At 37.2% G+C, this 19,691-nt stretch carries 14 protein-coding genes; 1 reads left to right on the top strand and 13 read right to left on the bottom strand.

Annotation, left to right across the window (positions count from 1 at the left end; translation table 11 throughout):
- Position 1 precedes the first annotated feature (1 nt).
- The 5 genes from ACWPWS_RS05860 to ACWPWS_RS05880 all read right to left on the bottom strand — a co-directional run bounded on the left by ACWPWS_RS05860 (position 2) and on the right by ACWPWS_RS05880 (position 7,970).
- A complete protein-coding gene (locus tag ACWPWS_RS05860) occupies positions 2 to 1,492 on the bottom strand; it encodes a phytoene desaturase family protein (protein ID WP_454045844.1) in 1,491 nt (496 codons plus the stop codon).
- Positions 1,493 to 1,531: 39 nt separating this feature from the next.
- Positions 1,532 to 2,191 carry a MarR family winged helix-turn-helix transcriptional regulator gene (locus ACWPWS_RS05865; RefSeq protein ID WP_454045845.1) on the bottom strand — a complete coding sequence of 220 codons (660 nt, stop codon included), beginning with the start codon at positions 2,189 to 2,191 and terminating at the stop codon, positions 1,532 to 1,534.
- 328 nt (positions 2,192 to 2,519) lie between these two features.
- Positions 2,520 to 3,578 (bottom strand): cytochrome-c peroxidase, encoded by a 1,059-nt coding sequence (locus ACWPWS_RS05870; RefSeq protein WP_454045846.1) that lies wholly within the window; start codon positions 3,576 to 3,578, stop codon positions 2,520 to 2,522.
- A gap of 176 nt (positions 3,579 to 3,754) precedes the next feature.
- Positions 3,755 to 5,170: a RagB/SusD family nutrient uptake outer membrane protein gene (locus tag ACWPWS_RS05875; protein ID WP_454045847.1), complete on the bottom strand. Its 1,416-nt coding sequence runs from the start codon at positions 5,168 to 5,170 to the stop codon at positions 3,755 to 3,757.
- Positions 5,171 to 5,180: 10 nt separating this feature from the next.
- Positions 5,181 to 7,970 (bottom strand): SusC/RagA family TonB-linked outer membrane protein, encoded by a 2,790-nt coding sequence (locus ACWPWS_RS05880; protein ID WP_454045848.1) that lies wholly within the window; start codon positions 7,968 to 7,970, stop codon positions 5,181 to 5,183.
- A 578-nt stretch (positions 7,971 to 8,548) separates the two neighbouring features.
- On the opposite strand from ACWPWS_RS05880, the gene ACWPWS_RS05885 reads away from it, so the two are divergent.
- Positions 8,549 to 9,577 (top strand): LacI family DNA-binding transcriptional regulator, encoded by a 1,029-nt coding sequence (locus tag ACWPWS_RS05885; RefSeq protein WP_454045849.1) that lies wholly within the window; start codon positions 8,549 to 8,551, stop codon positions 9,575 to 9,577.
- A gap of 315 nt (positions 9,578 to 9,892) precedes the next feature.
- Here ACWPWS_RS05885 and ACWPWS_RS05890 read toward each other — a convergent pair whose 3' ends face one another.
- The 8 genes from ACWPWS_RS05890 to kduI form a co-directional block, all read right to left on the bottom strand.
- Positions 9,893 to 11,506, bottom strand: a complete 1,614-nt coding sequence (locus ACWPWS_RS05890; protein WP_454045850.1) for a UxaA family hydrolase — start codon at positions 11,504 to 11,506, stop codon at positions 9,893 to 9,895.
- Between the two features lie 5 nt (positions 11,507 to 11,511).
- Positions 11,512 to 12,975 carry a tagaturonate reductase gene (locus ACWPWS_RS05895; RefSeq protein ID WP_454045851.1) on the bottom strand — a complete coding sequence of 488 codons (1,464 nt, stop codon included), beginning with the start codon at positions 12,973 to 12,975 and terminating at the stop codon, positions 11,512 to 11,514.
- Between the two features lie 48 nt (positions 12,976 to 13,023).
- Positions 13,024 to 14,550 (bottom strand): MFS transporter, encoded by a 1,527-nt coding sequence (locus tag ACWPWS_RS05900; protein ID WP_454045852.1) that lies wholly within the window; start codon positions 14,548 to 14,550, stop codon positions 13,024 to 13,026.
- Between the two features lie 223 nt (positions 14,551 to 14,773).
- Positions 14,774 to 15,442 carry a bifunctional 4-hydroxy-2-oxoglutarate aldolase/2-dehydro-3-deoxy-phosphogluconate aldolase gene (locus ACWPWS_RS05905; protein WP_454045853.1) on the bottom strand — a complete coding sequence of 223 codons (669 nt, stop codon included), beginning with the start codon at positions 15,440 to 15,442 and terminating at the stop codon, positions 14,774 to 14,776.
- 2 nt (positions 15,443 to 15,444) lie between these two features.
- Positions 15,445 to 16,449, bottom strand: a complete 1,005-nt coding sequence (locus tag ACWPWS_RS05910; protein WP_454045854.1) for a sugar kinase — start codon at positions 16,447 to 16,449, stop codon at positions 15,445 to 15,447.
- Positions 16,450 to 16,458: 9 nt separating this feature from the next.
- A complete protein-coding gene (gene uxaC / locus ACWPWS_RS05915) occupies positions 16,459 to 17,856 on the bottom strand; it encodes a glucuronate isomerase (RefSeq protein ID WP_454045855.1) in 1,398 nt (465 codons plus the stop codon).
- Between the two features lie 17 nt (positions 17,857 to 17,873).
- Positions 17,874 to 18,656 carry a gluconate 5-dehydrogenase gene (locus tag ACWPWS_RS05920; protein ID WP_047430171.1) on the bottom strand — a complete coding sequence of 261 codons (783 nt, stop codon included), beginning with the start codon at positions 18,654 to 18,656 and terminating at the stop codon, positions 17,874 to 17,876.
- A gap of 8 nt (positions 18,657 to 18,664) precedes the next feature.
- Complete coding sequence (gene kduI / locus ACWPWS_RS05925; RefSeq protein WP_454045856.1) at positions 18,665 to 19,501, bottom strand: 5-dehydro-4-deoxy-D-glucuronate isomerase; 837 nt, start codon at positions 19,499 to 19,501, stop codon at positions 18,665 to 18,667.
- Positions 19,502 to 19,691: the final 190 nt, after the last annotated feature.

A 19,691-nucleotide genomic window follows, 5' to 3' on the forward strand; every position in this document is an offset into this window, starting at 1 on the left:
ATTATTTTATTTTTAGTTTACTGACTTCAGTTGCTACTATTTTCCCGGAAATTATCGAAGGAGGAACACCCGGCCCCGGAACAGTTAGCTGTCCCGTATAAAAAAGGTTTTTGATTTGTTTATTTTTGATTTTAGGTTTCAGGACAGCTGTTTGCGACAAAGTGTTAGACAATCCATAAGCATTACCCTGATAAGCATTATAGTCTGAAATAAAATCACTTACACAATAACTCTTTTTATACTCAATTCTTGAAACAAGATCGCTTTCTCCTGTGTGCTTTTCAATTCTATCAAGCATTTTTATAAGGTATTCTTCCCTTACCGCTTCTTCATCATGTATTCCAGGCGCAAGAGGCAGCAACAGAAAAAGATTCTCACAGCCTTCCGGAGCAACATCCGGATCTGTTTTTGAAGGACAACACGTATAAAAAAGAGGTTTTGAAGGCCATTTCTTATTTTTATAAATACAATCTATATGATTGTCAAGTTCATTTTCGAAAAAAAGGGTATGATGTTTTAAATGCGGAATTCTTCCCTTGATTCCAAGATAATAAATAAGGCACGAGGGCGCAAAGGTTCTTGTTTTCCAATATTCTTCCTTGTAGTTTCTGAGTGATTTAGGGAGTAATGTTTCTGTATGATGATAATCTGATGAAGCAATTATGGCATCAAATTCATAATTTTCACCGTCTATTGTGATTGAAACTACTCTTCCTTTTTCTGTATTTATTTTCTGTACTTCACGGCTAAAATGAAAAGTTACCCCTTGTTTTTCTGCAACTTTTTTCATGGCGAGAACCAGCTGATAAAACCCTCCCATTGGATACTTTGTTCCTAAAACATAACCTCCATAATTCATGAGACTATACAGAGCAGGAATATTTTGAGGAGAAGCACCAAGAAATATAACCGGAAATTCCATTAGCGATCTGAGTTTTGAATCAGAAAAATAGCCAGAAACATATTTCCTGAAATCACTTAAAAGATTAAGTTTCATTGCACTGCCTGCTATTTTTAAAGAAGCAAATTCTAACCAGTTATAACAAGGTTTTGTCACAAAATCTTTCATTCCTACCTCATATTTAAACTGAGCTGATTTCATAAACTGATCATACCTATTACCCGCTCCCTGCTCTATTTTTTCAAATAACTCCCGGATTTCATCATTGCTTTCAGGTATTGAAACTTTTTCTTTTGCAAAAACCATTTCAAACTGTGGGTCTAAGGATATCAGTGTAAAGAAATCGGATGCTTTATACCCAAAGTCATTGAAAAAGCCTTCGATAATATCAGGCATCCAGTACCAGCTGGGTCCCATATCAAAAACAAACCCTTCCTCTGTTTTAAATTGCCTTGCACGTCCTCCGGGCTGATCATGCTTTTCAAATACATGTACTTCATGTCCTGACTTTGCAGCATATGCAGCTGCAGAAAGCCCGGAAAAACCGGAACCTATTATCGCAATTCTCTTTCTTATGTTATCGGCATTCATTGTTATTGAGTCGTTTTATTCAACACTTTTACGATTTATTCAATTCAGTTTTTTATACGCAGCATCCAAAAGATCTCTTGCATCGAGATTCATCCGGTAAAAAGAATGATGAAATTCATCCAGTTTAGAAAGTATAGCAATGAGCAACATCTGTTCAGAATGAGTAAGATTTCCTGCCACCACCTTTGAAGCCATACGGATCTCTTCTATGCTATCAGCTAATACAGCCAGTCCTTTCTCTGTTATTTGAATCATCTTACTTCTTTTGTCTTTTTGAACAACAGTCTGTTCAGCCCAGCCATTACGAAGTAAACGGTTAATGATAAGTATCCCCGAAGATTTTTCATGAAGATTGCGTTTGATCAGTTCCATTTTAGACATGGTTCCCAATACCTTAAGGTTTATAAGATATATGAAATCATCCTGACTTGAAAAGGTAGAATGGCTAATTACAGAGCGTGAGTAAGATTTTGCATATCTATTCATTCTTATCAATAAAGTAGTGATAACACTATCAGAACTTCGTCCCAATTCTTTTCCTGTCCAATCAGGGTCTTGAGATTCAAAACCATCTTTACAGGACACATTAATCCATTTTATAAATCCTTTAAGGTCATTACTATAGAAGGATTTACCCTCATTTTGTTTCATGAATTGCTGAACAAGTTCTATAACCGATTTTATAAGATCAAAATTCATATAAAACATTTAGTACACAAATGTACTAATTTTAGAATATAAATATACTTTTATTTTATTTTTATTTGATAATAAAACCGAAATGATAAATAAACGTGCTTAACAAGAGGTAGAAAATCAATATGATCTTTAAATAAATAGTAATAAGAGAAGTATTAAATAGTAAATTAATAAACCAAAATGATTTTTTATAAATTGTTTGTTGATGACACAATGACCATAAAGACTTGAAGATACGCTCATCAAGGCTACCATAAAATAAATGGCACCCACTAAAGAAAGTGGGCGCCAAGTTAAAAGTCCATACATTGAAAAAACATGTAAATGATTATTCTGGTAATTTAGGCGGACTTATCCTTTGATTTTTAGTATTGAGTGTTCCCAGGAATGCTTCCAGTTGAGCTATTTCTTCATTGGTAAGATCCAATGGTTTCAACATTGAAGATTTCTGAGAATCTAATTGTATATTTCCATGTATTGTAGAACGTTTTTTAGGGGGCTCCGGATTTCCCTTATTATAGAAATGGATTACATCCGCCATGGTCATAAAAGCACCGTTATGCATCCAGGGGCCTGTTCTGGTAACTTCCCGTAATGACTGTACCCTGAATTTTCCGGCATCTGCAACATCCTTTGTTACCAAATATCTTCCGAGATCTTCCTGCTTTGAACCTAGTAGTGATGTTCCGATATTCTCAAAGCGATTATTTGAAAAATATCCTGAATTATGGCAGTTTATACATTGAGCTTTGGTTCTGAAAAGATGTAAACCCATAACTTCATTATCTGTAAAAGCATCTGATTTTCCATCAATAAACTGATCAAATTTACTTGACGGACTTTTGACCGTTCTTTCAAATGTTGCGATTGCTTTTGCAATTTTCTCCTTTGTCACTGATTGATCACCAAAAGCTTTTTCGAATAGACTGGCATATCCTTTTATATTGGCAATCTTTTCTGTGGCAAGATCAATATGTTCATTCATTTCTTTTTTGTCCTGAATCGGCATGTGCGACTGTTCCTCCAAAGACCCCGCACGTCCGTCCCAAAATAAAGTTTTAGCATAGGCAACATTTAAGATACTCATAGCGTTTCTTGAACCCAGCTGACGGTCATGCCCAAAAGAAAAAGTACGGTTATCCGACCAGCCCAGTTCAGGATCATGGCAGGATGCACAGGCAATCTGGTTGGACCCTGAAAGACGGGGATCATAGAAGAGTGTTTTTCCTAAAAGTACTTTTTCTGTAGAATAAGGATTATCTTCCGGGAACTGTATTTCGGGTAAATGACCTATTTCCGTAAAGTAAGGAATTGCTTCAGGGCTCAATTGCGGTTTGGGCCATCTCGAAATATCCCCTGATGAGTATAGCTTTCTGAGTTTCGCCATCAGAAAAGTCTTATCATTAACTTCTTTATTAACTCCTGTACTCAGACAATTATTAAACAGAAAAACTGTCACAAAAAAAACAAAAATCCAACTTATTACATTCTTCATTATTCCGTAGTGTTATGATACAATAATTATTTTTAAAGGGTTTACATTCATTGAGAAGCGACTCAGAATTAATATCCAGGATTCTGTTTCATATTACTATTGATCATCACCGATTCCTGCGGAATGGGAAGAACAAATCTATTGTTGGGATATGACGGACTGCAGTTATTGGCAATACACCCATTATTACGGATAATATTTTTATGATTTCTCATAAGATCAAAAAAGTATTGATTTTCAAAAACAAATTCTTTTCTTTTTTCTTCCAGTAAAACATCCATGGAAATTTGTGTTAATGAAGGTAATCCCGCCCTGTTTCTTATAGCATTCACATCCTCTAAAGCCTGAGGAGCATTTCCCTGATGAAGAGAGGCTTCTGCACGGATAAAGTAAACAAGACTTAAGCGATATACAGGACTATAATTCTGGACTTTATACTTTTTCGTGAAATAATAAGGTAGATTAGCCTGAGAGCTTCCTGTAACGGATGTTTTCAGATTTTGGGTCTCAAAGAGCTGTTTTCTTAAATCATCGGAAGTATAAAGGTTATAGATATCTTCCGAAGCCACATAAGAGGATCTGTTTGTACTTGTTTTAAAATTATAGAGATTAGCTGTATGAGATTGATTTTCAGATGTATTTGCAAAATACAGAATCATTTCTGAAAGGGCCCATTTTGAAAGGAATTCATTTTTCGGCGTAAGAGAGAGCCCGGATTCTGTAATAATTTCTCCCGCATACTGGTAAGCTTTAGACCAATCATTCTTCCACAATGCGATTTCAGCAGCAAGAGTTTTTACAGCAACAGGATTCATAAAATTGATGCTTTCTCCTGCAGGAATAGCATGCTGGGTCTGTACCAATGATAAAGCTTCAGTAATATCTTTTTCCAGTAAATCAAAAGTTTCAGCAGCGGTTCTTCTGCTTGGAAAATCAACTCCAACTTTCAGAGAAGCAATATTGTAAACAATTCCCAGGTGAGATGCATCAGGAGTATAAGTATAATTTTGGCCGTAATATTTCAATAATTGAAAATGGACAAAAGCTCTTAATGCCAGGGCTTCTGCTTTGATTTCGTTAATTTCCTGGGAGGTAGCATCGGTAAGCTTATCCACATACTGCAAAATAAGATTAACATTATTAATAACCTGATAAGAATTGGTATAATAGTCCTTTAGCTTACTTGCCGACGACTGATCATCAAATTGATAGGCATTGTCTACCCTAACCGGTACTGAAATGGTTCCTGATGTATTGGGAGGATACTTAAGGTTTCCAGATTGTAAATCGCCGTAGGTGTAGGCTGCTTCAGTAAAATAATTGTCACGAAGCTGATTGTAAGCACCATTCAGCGCTTCAAGAACTCCTTTTTTTGTTGCTAGCTGTGTGCTGATAGAAATAGCCTCTACCGGTTCATGCTCAAGAAAGTCTCTGCACGAAACAGTGGAAAACAGTACTATTGCCAGGAAAAATATTTTTTTCATTTTCTTACTTTTAAAAATTTGCTTTAAAACCAAAACTAAAGGTTCTCATTTCAGGATACATATATCTGAATTCCCTGATCCCGTTTTTACCGACCGGAGATTTTTCTTTATACCAGTACAGCACATTAGAGCAGTCTAAAAATATGCTCGCACTTTTGATAAAACTGTTTTTGATCTTATGTAAAGGGAGCTTATAATTAAGATTAACGTTCTGAAGCTTGATATAGCTGTTATCATAAACATATTTGCTGTTATTCGACATTGAAGGCTTATTTGTAGGCTTTCTATTGGGGGCCATATCTCCCGGAGCCTGCCAGTAATCCAGCGCATTAACACTTACATTACGGTTAATAAGAATGGTATATTTATCAATCAGATCACTGGCAATCAGCACATTTCCGCCCCATTCAAAATTCACTAAGAATGAAAGACTCAGATTTTTGTACCGGATGGTATTACTTAAACCTCCGGTAAAGTCAGGCTGGGTATCACCTATGATGGTATAATTGGTGGCATCCAGAGGAGTAAACTCTCCTGAATCCATAGGAACTCCTTTTACCATAAATCTGTCCAGACCATTTGCGGGATTCACTCCCAGCCATTCATATCCCCATATCGCTGAAGTTGAAGTTCCAATTTTTTGGGCACGGGCATACGCAGCTGTTGAAAATTTTTCTTCCAGTCCGAAAAGAGCGGTTACTCTGTTTTTTACGGTAGCAATATTGAAACTGCTGCTCCATGTAAAATTCTTTTTATTAAACCAGTTCCCTCTTACAGAAACTTCCAATCCCTGATTATACATTTCAGCGCCATTGATTTCTGCGGATTTATAGCCGGTTTCAATGGGAACATCCCTGGATACAATCATGTCTGAAATATTATTTCTGAAAAGTTCTATAGTGAAATCTATTTTCTTAAATAAACTAAAATCAATTCCCAGATTGTATTTTTCGTTTTTTTCCCACGTGAGCTCAACGTTCTGCGGCGAAGTCACTTCAGGATACGCATAATCATAGTCATAGGTAAACCCGTTTCCTGCCACGGTATACAACCCTGAAGAACGGTAACTTCCAATTCTGGAATTCCCGGTAATTCCCCAAGATGCACGAAGTCTCAGAAAACTTAATACTGAACTATCCTCCAAAAATCTTTCTTTAGAAATCAGCCATGAAGCACCAATTCCTCCATTTACAGAGGCGTTCACATCTTTTCCGAAAGCAGAACTTTCATCTCTTCTTACACTGGCAGAAAGAAAATATTTTTTCTTAAAATCATAATTTAGCTGACCAAAAAAGCTTCTCCCGCTGTCTTCCTGGGTAAGAGCCCGAAAAGTAGTTCCGTTAATAGCATTATAAGGATCCTGATAGGTGTCATACTCTTTAAAATTACTTCCGAGGATCGCTTCTTTATAATCTTTTGTATGGCGAAGCTCCATTCCAACCAGCAGGTCTGCATGATGTTTTTCCCAGAAAGTCTTTTCGTAATACAAATGGGTGCTCCAGTTCCATTTTTTACTGTCTGAAGTATTGATACGGCTTTTTCCAAAGCTTGTTTTCGTGGATCCGCTTTCATTAAGTCCGGATTTCCAATCTGTATTTTTCTTATCTGAGATATCAAGTCCAAAGAGTGTACTCAGCTTTAATCCCCTTATAATTTCATAGCTGATATTTAAACTTGAGAGCAAAGAATTATTTTTGACGTTGATTACATTTTGGGTGGCTGCAGCAAGAGGATTAGCAATACCTGAAGTACCTGTTGGTCTGAAACCTCCATCCTCATCATAGATTGCTTTATCCGGTGACAGGATAAAGTTGAAATAAGTATTAGGCTGCTCTTTAAAGAAATTATTATAGGCCGCATAGAGACTAATATTCAATTTTTTATATTTGAAGCCTATGGTAGCATCTATCCCTTTTTTTTCCAAAGAATTCATGACCTTGGATTCATTATTTTTTGAATAATCCAACCCTACCCGGTAAGTGAAATATTGCCCACCACCACTGGTGGTAAAATTGGTCCTGTAAAAATCACCATTCCTGTTCATTACATCAAACCAGTTGACATCTACTCCATTCCATGGATAAGCTACTGGCTTGGGAAGGTTTTTAGAATAATCATTATAAAGCTGAGCATACTGCTGTCCGCTCAGATATTTAATTTTGTTAATACTCTGCGAAACTCCATATTGGGTAGTAAATGAATAAGTCGGTTTTCCTTTATGTCCTTTTTTAGTGGTAATCAGGATCACTCCATTGGCAGATTCAGCTCCGTAAAGTGCTACTGCTGCTGCATCTTTCAGAATATTAATACTTTCAATATTATCTGTATTGAGCCTTGCCAGTGGATTAATATTCATCTCGGAATTGGATTCTGCACCATTAAAGTAAGTCTGAGCAAAGGGATTGTCTTCTCTCATAATGACACCATCTATAATGATGAGTGGCTGTGTAGAAGTTCCGAAAACTGCTGAAAGCGGAACCAGAGAGCCTAGTCCTCTAATATTTATATTTACAGGCTTTCCCAGTTCTGTATTATTTACAATCTGTACTCCGGGAGCCATCCCTGCAATCATCTTGTCTATACTTTCATAAGCTTGGGAAACATTAATATCTTTTTCTGTAAGCGTTACTATGGATCCCACAACTTCTTCTTTAAGCTTTTTGGTTCCATAGGAAGAAGTCACAACAACTTCCGCAATCGATTGCACATTTGTAGAGTCTTTTTTTTCGGCTGATGAAGTTTGGCCATTGATGAGAACAGCTCCGCAAATCATCAGAATACTTGCGACAGATTTATTCATTACTGTTGAAATAGGAATAATTTACAATAAAGAGAGGAGGTTTACAAACTATATTCTTAAAAGAAAACCTGATTGATACAGAAAGAATAAAAAGCTGATAAATACCATTGCATACCGTCCAAACTCATGAAATTTTAATTAGAATTAATAAAAATAATTGCAAATTTAAGTAATTAAAATAGAAAAAAAGAATCTGCATTTTAATTTTTACCGAAAAAGTCATCCGCTTTAATCAGCTATGCCTAAAAGTTCTATTGAGGACATTGTAATAAATCATTGCTGTTTAAAATTTGTTTTAAGCCTCAATTTTTAGTTTGAAACGGCAAGATAGCTATCATAAAAAATGATATAAGATACCTTTATTACCTTATAAATTTAAAGTTTTTCCGTACCTCCAAAAAAAGGTAATTAATATAAAAACAATAATTTAAGGGGATTCAAAACAAATTATTTAATTAATATCTTCATAAATAATGTAAAACACAGTCATTTTACTTTTAAATAGCTATAATTTGATTAAATTTACGTCAATAACGTCTGTTTATTCAGGCATCTTAAAAACGCTCAGAAAAAAAGGTATGAATAAAAAAAATGCCACTATTTATGATATTTCCAATAAGCTCAACGTAAGTGTGGCAACTGTTTCGAGAGCATTGAATGACCACCCGCGAATAAGTGAAGCTACCAAAGAGCTGGTTCGTAAAACGGCCAAGGAAATGAATTACAAGCAAAATAACCTTGCCAAAGCTTTAAAAAGCGGTGAAACCAAAAATGTAGGTATCATTGTTCCGTATATCAATACCAACTTTTTCTCGTCAGTAATCCGAGGAATTGAGGAAGAACTTTCCCCACTCGGTTATCATGTTATTATCTGCCAGAGCCACGAAGATGTGAATATTGAAAAAAGACAGCTGAACACGTTGCTGAATGCTCAAGTGGATGGTATTTTTATGTCTGTTTCCAAAACAACAACGGATATCAGTCATATCCAAAGCATTATAGATACTTCGAATACACCGGTTATTTTCTTTGACCGTAAAAAAGATATCTCAGGGATCAGCACGGTGACTATTGATGATTATCGTGGTGGTTACATGGCTACGGAACATCTTATCAAAGAGGGATATAAGAATATCTGCCATTTTGCAGGAGATCTTAATCTTGAAATTTACCAGAACCGTCTTAATGGCTATAAACAAGCTTTGGCGGATCATCACCTTCCTGTAAAAGAGGATAATATTATCTTTACGGGCAGTTCTATTGAAGAAGGAACAGAAGCCATCAAAAAACTTTGGAGCAAAAAATCTGTTCCGGATGCTATATTTTCATCCAGTGACTTTGCTGCCTTAGGTGCCTGCCAGGAATTAAAAAAGAGAAAAATAAAAATTCCTGAGGAAGTTGCCATTATCGGTTTTTCCAATGAACCATTTACTCAGTTTATGGAGCTTCCGATCAGTTCGGTAGATCAGACTCCTGTATTGATGGGGAAAATGGCAGGACAGGTATTTTTAGAAAGTGTAAAAGAAAACGGTTCCGGGGTTTCTATTGAGAAAAAGGTGGTGCTTACGCCGCAACTTTATATCAGGAAGTCGTCAAAGAAAAAATAGTTTTTCTCTTGAGATTACTACGTTACAGAAGTCATCAAAAGCCTGTTTGTCATTCTGAAGAAGGACGAATCTAAATTACACTCTATTTATAAGTTTGGCTAAAGCCAATGATCGTATCTCTGTTTTATTAAACGGGCTAAAGCCCGTTTCTATTGAATCACATTTTTACTATTTTATTGATCATTTTACTCGTGAGAAAGTTTCACTTCTCTAAATATTCCTCGCTCTGATATTTCATTATTATAAAAAGAAAATGCCTCCTACAAAGTAGAAAGCATTTTCATCCCTAATTAATATTTATAGTCAAAAAACATTTTATAAACTCACGCCTCTTCTCCAGGGAATAAAGTCGTTTTGATTTAAAATGGCAGCTTTTGTTTTTACTTCTCCACTGGCTATTTTAATAATAAACTCCAGCAGTTCTTCTGCTTTCTCGTCAATTGTCTTTTCCCCAGTAATCACATCTCCGGTATTGAAGTCGATGATATCCGGCATTCTCTCGGAAAGAGAAGTATTGGATGATATTTTTACCACAGGAACGACAGGATTTCCTGTCGGAGTTCCAAGACCTGTTGTAAACAAAACAACATTAGAGCCTGAACCTACCAAAGCAGTGGTGCACTCTACATCGTTTCCGGGAGTACATAGTAAATTCAATCCGGGTTTCTGAATATATTCGGTGAAATCAAGAACATCATTAATGGGAGATGAGCCTCCTTTTTTAGCCGCTCCTGCAGATTTCATGGCATCAGTGATCAATCCATCTTTAATATTCCCCGGTGACGGATTCATATCAAAGCCAGATCCTGCAGCAACGACTGATTCTTCAAAATCTTTCATCAATTGTAAAAATCGTTCTGCATCTTTCTCGTTTACACAACGGTTTACCAGTTCCTGCTCTACGCCGCATAATTCCGGGAATTCGGAAAGAATGGTAGCACCACCAATTCCTGCCATTAGATCTGATAACCGCCCTAAAACCGGATTGGCAGAAATTCCGGAAAAACCGTCTGAGCCACCACATTCCAATCCTAATACAAGCTTTGAAATAGATGCGGGTTTTCTTTGGATTTCATTGGCCTTTTTAATGGCTTCATAGGAATCCTTAATGATCCCGCTCAGCATTTCATCCACGGTTCCCGATTTTTGCTGCTCATAAACGATAATCGGTTTTTTATTTTCGGGACTGATCTTTTCAAGGGCATCTTTAAAAATCTGAACCTGCAAATTCTGACAACCAAGGCTCAAAACAGTTGCTCCAGCTACATTTGGATTATTAACATAGCCTGCCAGCAAACGTCCCAATGCTTCTGCATCCTGACGAATTCCGCCACAACCACCCTGATGGGTTATAAATTTAACGTCAATATTTTTAAAAACCCTGAAGTCCTGATCTTCTTCAGCGATAATTTCTTCCTCTGAATTATTGATAAGAGATCTCAGCAGTAACTGATGTTTTGTTACTTTTTCAAATAAAAGTTCTTTCTCAAAAACCTCTTTTAAAATCTCTACATTTCTGTTTTCACAAAAAACCAAAGGAAAAAACAGCCATACATTTTCTGTTCCTACCTGCCCGTCTTCCCTGTGATAGCCCATGAAAGTTCTGTCTTTCCACTGATCTACATTGGGAGCCGTCCAGGAAATAGTTTCTGTTTTGCCTTCTACTTTTGCGCTCTGATGTTTTACATTTTCCGTGGTAATCACCTCTCCTTTTTGGATGGGCTGACTGGCTTTTCCCACCAAAACCCCATACATGATAATGGAATCTCCTGCTGAAAGATTTTCTGTAACGAACTTATGTTTGGCCTTTGTATCTTTTATCATCTCATAAGTAAGATCACCCAGTGTAACCGTTTCACCCTGTGCAAGATCAACCAGCGCGACTGCTACATTATCATCAGGATTGACCTTCAGTACTTTCTTTTGCATAATATTTAAGAGTAAGATTGAATAAAGTTTTGATATGCTGTTTCCACATCATGATGGTCAATTTCCCACAATGCTTTTGCCACCGCCTCTTTCAAACCTTTAACTTGGGTAAGATCAGTATCCCAGAAAGCAACTTCACTTAGTGCCAGTGATGCTACCTTTTCATAATCGTTTGTTGTCCAGATATCTTTGAATCGATTGATAATTGCCTCTTCATCATTCAATGGAAGGGTTTCCCCATTAAAACTTCCCTGGTAGAATCTGATTAAACTTGCCAGAGAGAAGGTTAAATTAAGCGGTAATTTCTGATTAATTTCAACATACCCTAACAGGCTCGGAAGAATTCTTACTTTAAATTTAGAAACAAAATATAAAGCGATACTTGCCAGATGGTGTTTAATAAAAGGGTTTCTAAACCTGTCAAACACTTCTTCAGCAAAATCTTTCAACTCGTTCTCATCCAATCCTAAGGTTGGGTTGACTTCATTGAAAATCGCATCACGTAAAAACTTCCCGATAAATGGATTGTCAATGGATTCTTTTACCGTTTCTTTTCCTGATAAAAGTGCCGGAGCCAGCATTAAAGTGTGGCCGCCATTCAAAATTCTTACTTTTCTCAGGCGATAAGGCTGAATGTCATCCACCACTAAAATCTGCTCATTGATCTGATCGAAGGGAATTCTTTCTTTCAGATTTTTAGCATCCTGAATGACAAAAAGTAAAAATACTTCAGAAACAACCATCATCTGGTCTTCATAATCCAACTGTTCTTCATAAGATTCTGCATCATCTTTAGGATATCCCGGAACAATCCTGTCTACCAATGTATTGTGGAAATAATTACACTGTTCAATCCATTGCACAAAATCCTCTTTTAAATTCCATAATCTGGCATATTGAATAATGATATCTTTTAAGACAAAGGCATTATCTTCAATGAGTTCACATGGGATAATTCTTAATCCTTTTTCTGGTGCTCCTTTGAAATGTTTAAATCTTTCATATAATAAAACTGTCACTTTCGCCGGAAAGTTTTTGTGCGGTCCGGAATACTGATCTTCAGTTTCGTCATACGCAATTCCTGTTTCTGTGGTATTGGAGAAAACAAATTCCAACTCTTCTTCTTTTGCTAAAGCCAGAAATTCGTCATATCGTGTATAAGGATTGATGGACTTCTGAATGGAAGAAATCACCTGTTTTTCATCAATAATTTCGCCTTTTTTTATTCCTCTTGTAAAAAGGGTGTATAGATTATCCTGCTCTTCCAGCTTATGAACAGAACCTCCCTGTGTAGGCTGAACATTGACAATTCCAGCATTGAAATCTGCTTTTTTATTTAATTGATCTATAATATAATCTGTAAATCCCCGCATAAAATTTCCTCCTCCAAACTGTACGATTTTGATCGGAAGCTTTTCCTGAGAACCATTGAATTCACGATTTAATTTTTGTTTTATCTGATTTTCCATTTTTTCTAATTTGAATGAAACTATCTTTAGGTTTGATAGCTTTTGTTTCTATTTAATCACTTTATATTTCGGAACCAAAGTTTTCATGACACTCCAGGCAACCAGGTAAGCCACTGCACATACTGAGAAAATGATCATGTAGCCTTTATCAATTCCATCAGAAATAATAGCTCCTGATTTTTCCAGATCATGAACAAAATTTTCCGGAAGACGTTCATTAATGTATTGAGGATATTTTTCCAATAAAGGAATTCCGTCCACAGTAGTCCATGCTTTATGAGCATGATCAAACAGAACTCCAGAAGATTTATTAATTAAAAATGAGCCGATTCCACCTGCCATCCCTCCGATTCCTGTAATGGTTGCGATGGCTTTTTTAGGAAACATATCGCCAACCGTAGAGAAAATATTGGCAGACCATGCCTGATGTGCTGCTCCCGCAATTCCGATAATCAGAACCGGAATCCAATAGGAAACAGAACCTAATGGTTGTGCCAACAAAGCCAGCAGAGGGAAGAATGCGAATATTAACATCGCTTTCATCCTTCCGGAATAAGCATCCATGCCTTTTTTCTCTACAAAATATTTTGGAAGCCATCCTCCGATAATCGACAATAAAGTAATCATATAAAGAACAAATAGCGGTAAGGCACTTTGGGTAGAATCCATTTTATAAACAGAACTCAGATAAGCTGGTGTCCAGAACAGGAAAAACCACCAGATTCCATCTGTCATAAATTTTCCGAAAGCAAAAGCCCAGGTTTGTCTGTGACTGAAGCATTCCCTGAAAGAGAATTTCTTTTCCGGCAGCGACGCACCTTCCGATGGAAAATCATCCTGATCCTGCTGAATATAGATAAGCTCATGCTCATTAACCTTGTGATGTTCGTGAGGTTTTTTGTAATAGAATACCCAAAGGCCCATCCAAACAAAACCTAATGCTCCGATAATGATAAATGCCCATTCCCAGCCCATCGATTTTGCGATAAAAGGAATGGTAACCGGCGCAGCTAATGCTCCAACCGTTGCTCCGGCATTAAAGATACTGGTTGCCAGCGCTCTGTCTTTCTTTGGGAAATACTCTGCAGTCGTTTTTATCGCAGCAGGAAAATTCCCTGCTTCCCCAACAGCCAGAACGAAACGGGCAAAAATGAACAATGTAACACTGGTACTGATGATAGCCCCAACATTATCTACTCTTCCGATAATTTCTTTAGATTCTTCAAAACCTACCCACCAGCTTCCGGTCAGAGCCCCTGAAGTAGCAATTCCGCAGAAAGCATGGAGTACCGCTCCTATTGACCAGATTCCGATCGCCCAGAGAAATCCTTTTTTGGTATCCATCCAGTCTACGAATTTCCCGGCAAAAAGCATACTTATTGCGTAGAAAATAGAAAATAATGCAGTGATATTTCCGTAATCATTATTGTTCCAGTGAAATTCCGGAGCGATGAAATCTTTCCAGGTGAGAGACAGCACCTGCCGATCCATATAATTGATGGTCGTTGCAATAAAAAGGAGCAGGCAGATTGTCCATCTGAAGGTACTCGGTTTCGGAGATATTTCTTTTTTCATATCAATCGTTAATAGTATTGATTTTTATTGATTTTAACAATAGAACAAGACAAAAACTATCCTTTCTATGCTAAGCAAGCACAGAAACTATTAATTTTTTAAACCATTATTATGTAATTAAAGAATTGAAAACAGTTAAGTTGAGCTTCAATGGTTACCCTCTTGAAAGTTTTTACTTAGTTTTTAAATTTCTTGCTGGCTTAAATAAAATGTAAGGATCTCGTTATCTTAATTCATTAATAACCTGAATCGAATGGGCAACTGCTTCTGTAATCTTTTCATAGTCATATTCTCCTTCTTCATTTTTTACAAACAGCTGGGAACCTAATCCTACACAATAGGCTCCTGCAGAAATCCATTCGGTAATATTTTCTTTAGCAGGGATTACTCCTCCTGTAGGCATGATGTTTGACCATGGCAGCGGACCTTTCACTGCTTTGATGAATTCCGGACCTCCTACTTGTGTTGCCGGGAATATTTTTACAATTTCAGCACCCAGTTCTTCGGCGTAAGAAATTTCAGAAACGGAACCACAGCCGGGCATCCACGCAATTTTTCTCCGATTGCAAACTTTTGCGACTTCAGGATTTAAAATGGGAGCTACAATAAAATTCGCACCATTCTGAATGTATAATGAAGCCGTTGCCGGATCAAGGATAGAACCAATCCCCAGGATCAGTTCAGGAATTTCTTTGGCAGCATATTTTACCAGCTCAGCAAAAACTTCATGGGCAAAATCTCCCCTGTTGGTAAATTCAAAAACCCGGGCACCACCATCAAAACAAGCTTTCACAATTTTTTTGCAAACATCAAGATCTGTATGATAAAACACTGGTACAATCCCTGTCTGCTTTGCCATCAAGGCAACTTCTATTCTATTAAATCTTGCCATAATTATCTTTTTATTCTTCCTCCTGAATTTCCATTCATCACTTCCAGGATGTCTTCTACACTTGAATAGTTAATATCCCCCGGAATAGTATGTTTTAAAGCACAGGCTGCGTTTGCAAAATTCAATGCTTTTTCATCATCAAAATTCTTTAAACCATAGATCAGACCTGCGGCAAAAGCGTCTCCCGTCCCGATTCTGTCAACGACAGGATTGATTTCAAGGAGATTGGTTTCAAAATAGGTTTCATCTACCCATGCTCTTCCCTGGGTTTGCTGAGTGCTGGCTGTGACCCCAATTCTTACTTTATCAAAAATCCTTTGAACGGAAGGAATCTGTTGTTTTAATTCTTTACAGGCTTCAATAAAACCTTCTTTGTCTGAGGAAAACTGAGTTTCGAGAATTTCATTGATTTCGTTTACTCCTCCGATAAAAATGGTGGAATAAGAAACCAGTTCTTTCAGTATTTCATTTCCTTTTTTGCCATATTTCCAGAGATTTGAACGATAAGCCGGATCGGTCGTCACTTCAATCCCCATCTCCTGAGCGGTTTTCAGCCCCTCTTTTAAAGCTTCATAGGCCGATTCCGAAATACCGGGACTGATTCCTGTCCAGTGGAAGTATCCGCATCCTTCAAGCGCTTTTTTCCAGTCTATTTTTTCAGGCCGGATGTTCGCAAAAGAACCGTTCAGCCTGTTATAAGCAATTCTGCTGGCACGAACTGATGATCCTGCTTCAAGAAAATACAGTCCCAGAGGATGTTCATTCTTGTTGATAAAAGTGGTATCAATACCAAAACTCTGAATGAAAGAAACCGCAGATTCTCCAACAAAATCATCGGATACACAGCTGATATGCTGTACTTCACAACCTATTGTTGCCAATGAAGCAGCGACATTCAACTCTGTTCCTCCAAAAAAGAACTCCATTTCATGACTTTGTTTCATGGTTCTGTTTCCGGGTGGAGAAAGCCTCATAATGACTTCACCGAATGTGACTATTTTGCTCATGATATTCAATTAAAAATCAAAATAGTTTTTTGCGTTATGATAACAGATATCTGAAATAGTTTTCCCAATCAGTTCAATGTCATCCGGCAGTTCGCCATTCTTCATTTCTTCTCCGAAAAGATTACACAATACTCTTCTAAAATATTCATGTCTTGGATAAGAAAGGAAACTTCTGGAATCTGTGAGCATTCCTACAAAGCAGCTAATCAATCCCATATTGGAAAGGGCATTCATTTGTTTAATCATCCCATCTTTCTGGTCGAGAAACCACCATCCTGAACCAAACTGTACTTTTCCTTTGATGCTTCCATCATTAAAATTTCCGATCATTGTCGCGAAAATTTCGTTATCAGCTGGGTTTAAATTGTATAAAATGGTTTTTGTAAGTTTATCTTTTCCATCTAAAGTGTTCAAAAATCGGGACAACGTCTCCGCCTGTACAAAGTCTCCAATCGAATCCCAGCCGGTATCAGGTCCCAGAACTCTATGCATTCTTTCATTATTATTTCTCAAAGCTCCCAGGTGGAATTGCTGCACCCATCCGTATTTATGATAAGCCTCCCCTAAGAATAATAAAATGGCTGTTTTAAATTGATTCACCTGCTTTTCGGCAATCACTTTTCCGGCCAATTTATCATTGAAAATAGTATTCACTTCGGCTTCTGAAGCTTCTTCAAAAGAAATATTGTTTAAACCATGGTCACAAAGTCTGCATCCGTTTTCGTGGAAATACTCAATTCTTTTAAGCAAAGCATCACATAAAGTCTGGTAAGAATTGATTTCAATATCTGCTGAAGCTCCCAGTTTTGCGATATAATCTGCAAAATTGTGGTTTTCAATCAAAATGGCTTTATCCGGACGGAACGCCGTGCTTACTTTGATACTGAAATCGCTTTTCGCCAGATCCTGATGGTAATTCAAAATATCTGTAGGATCTTCTGTGGTACATAGAGATTCCACATTCATCATTTTCAAAAGACCTCTGGTAGATTTTTCCGGTGTCTGAAGCTGAGCGGTGATATTCTCATAGATCTCTGATGCGTTATCTTCACTTAATAATTCATCAATTCCGAAATATCTCTTTAATTCCAGATGAGTCCAATGATACAGAGGATTTCTCAATGTATAAGGAACCGTTTTTGCCCATGCTTCAAATTTCTCTTTGTCAGTAGAATCTCCTGTGATGAATTTTTCATTCACTCCCATGGTACGCATAGCTCTCCATTTGTAATGATCACCGGCAATCCATACTTTAGAGATATTTTCAAAAACAGTGTCTTCTGCAATATCTTTAGGGATCAGATGATTATGATAATCGATGATCGGCTGTTTTTCTGCAAACCTGAAGTAAAGTTCTTCAGCGTATTTATTTTGTAATAAAAATTGATCTGTTATAAAAGGTTTCATTCTAGTCTAATCTGTAGTTATTCATTAGCAGGTTTTCCAATGGTGGCGAGAATTCCTCCGTCAACGTAAATAATCTGTCCGTTGATGAATCTGCTTGCATCAGAAGCAAGGAAAATAGCTGTTCCTGCAAGGTCTTCCGGATTTCCCCACCTTCCTTCCGGTGTTCTGCTGATGATAAAATCATTGAAAGGATTTCCATCCACACGGATGGGTTCTGTCTGGGAAGTAGCAAAATATCCGGGACCGATTCCGTTCACCTGAATATTATGTTTTGCCCATTCTGTTGCCAGATTTTTAGTAAGCATTTTAAGGCCGCCTTTTGCAGAAGCATACGCCACTACATTATCGCGTCCCAGCTCACTCATCATCGAGCAGATATTGATAATTTTCCCGGATTTTCTTTTAATCATATATTTCCCGATTAATTTCGACATGATAAAAGGTCCGGTAAGGTCTACATCAATTACTTTTCTAAAGTCTTCCACTTCCATATCAATAGCCGGAATACGTTTGATAATTCCTGCATTGTTGACAAGGATATCTATTTTTCCATGGGTGGCTTCCATTAACGCTACTTTTTGGGCAGCTTCCAGTTCATCCGTCACATCAAAAATATAGCCTGTTGCTTTATACCCTTTTTCGTGGTAGTAATTCAATGCTTCTTCCAGTTTTGATGGCGTTGTACTGGTGATTGCCAGTTCGGCACCAGCAGCAGCAAGGCCTTCTGCCATTGCCATTCCTAATCCGTGAGTACCGCCGGTAACGACTGCTACCTTACCGGATAAATCAAATAAATTCATTGGGAAAATTACTTTAGTTCGTTTGTTTTAATACCGTCCATATCGCCGTAATCCATATTTTCTCCGGCCATACCCCAGATAAAAGTATAATGGGATGTTCCTACCCCAGAGTGAATAGACCATTCGGGAGACAATACTGCCTGCCTGTTCTTCATGAACAGGTGACGGGTTTCATGAGGCTGTCCCATAAAATGGCTTACCGTCTGCCCTTCTTCCAGATCAAAATAGAAGTACGCTTCCATTCTTCTGGCATGAGTATGGGCCGGCATTGTATTCCATACACTTCCGGGGTGTAGTTCCGTCATACCCATTTGGAGCTGGCAGGTTTCAACTACAGAATTCACAATCAGTTTATTTATCGTACGTTTGTTGGCGTACTTTTCTTCACCCAATTCCACAATTTCTGCTTCATTTTTCGTGATTTTCTTTGTGGGATATGAATGGTGTGCCGGTGCTGAATTGATGTAGAAATAGGTTTGCTCTTCGCCATCTTTTTCAAAAAATACTTCTTTAGCTCCTTTTCCCACGTATAAAGCTTCTTTATTCCCAAGGTTATATACCGTTCCATCTACCGTTACTTTTCCGGCACCACCTACATTGATGATTCCCAGCTCTCTTCTGTCCAGAAAGTTTTCTGCTTTCAGATCGTCTGTAGGTTCCAGCTTCAAAGCTTTGGACGAAGGCATTACCCCTCCTACAATAAGCCTGTCATACATAGAATAGACAACTTTTATTTTATCCTCATTGAATAAATCATTGATCAGAAACTCACTCCTAAGATCTTCTGTAGTATACTTTTTAACATCTTCCGGATGATGGGCGTAACGAAATTCTGACTGTATCATACTCCTATTTTTACTTTTCTTTTTTGCGGTTTTCTCAAACCCGTTAAATTAAATGTAATCGATTGCATAAAATTACACTAAAATTGGCAGAAATACTTGTGGGATAAATATAGAATTATTCTTTAATTAGTTAACAAAAAATTAATTTAATTTTTAAAGTAGTTGATTTTCAAATATATAAAATTAAAAA

This window comes from Chryseobacterium sp. Marseille-Q8038 (genome assembly GCF_965111995.1).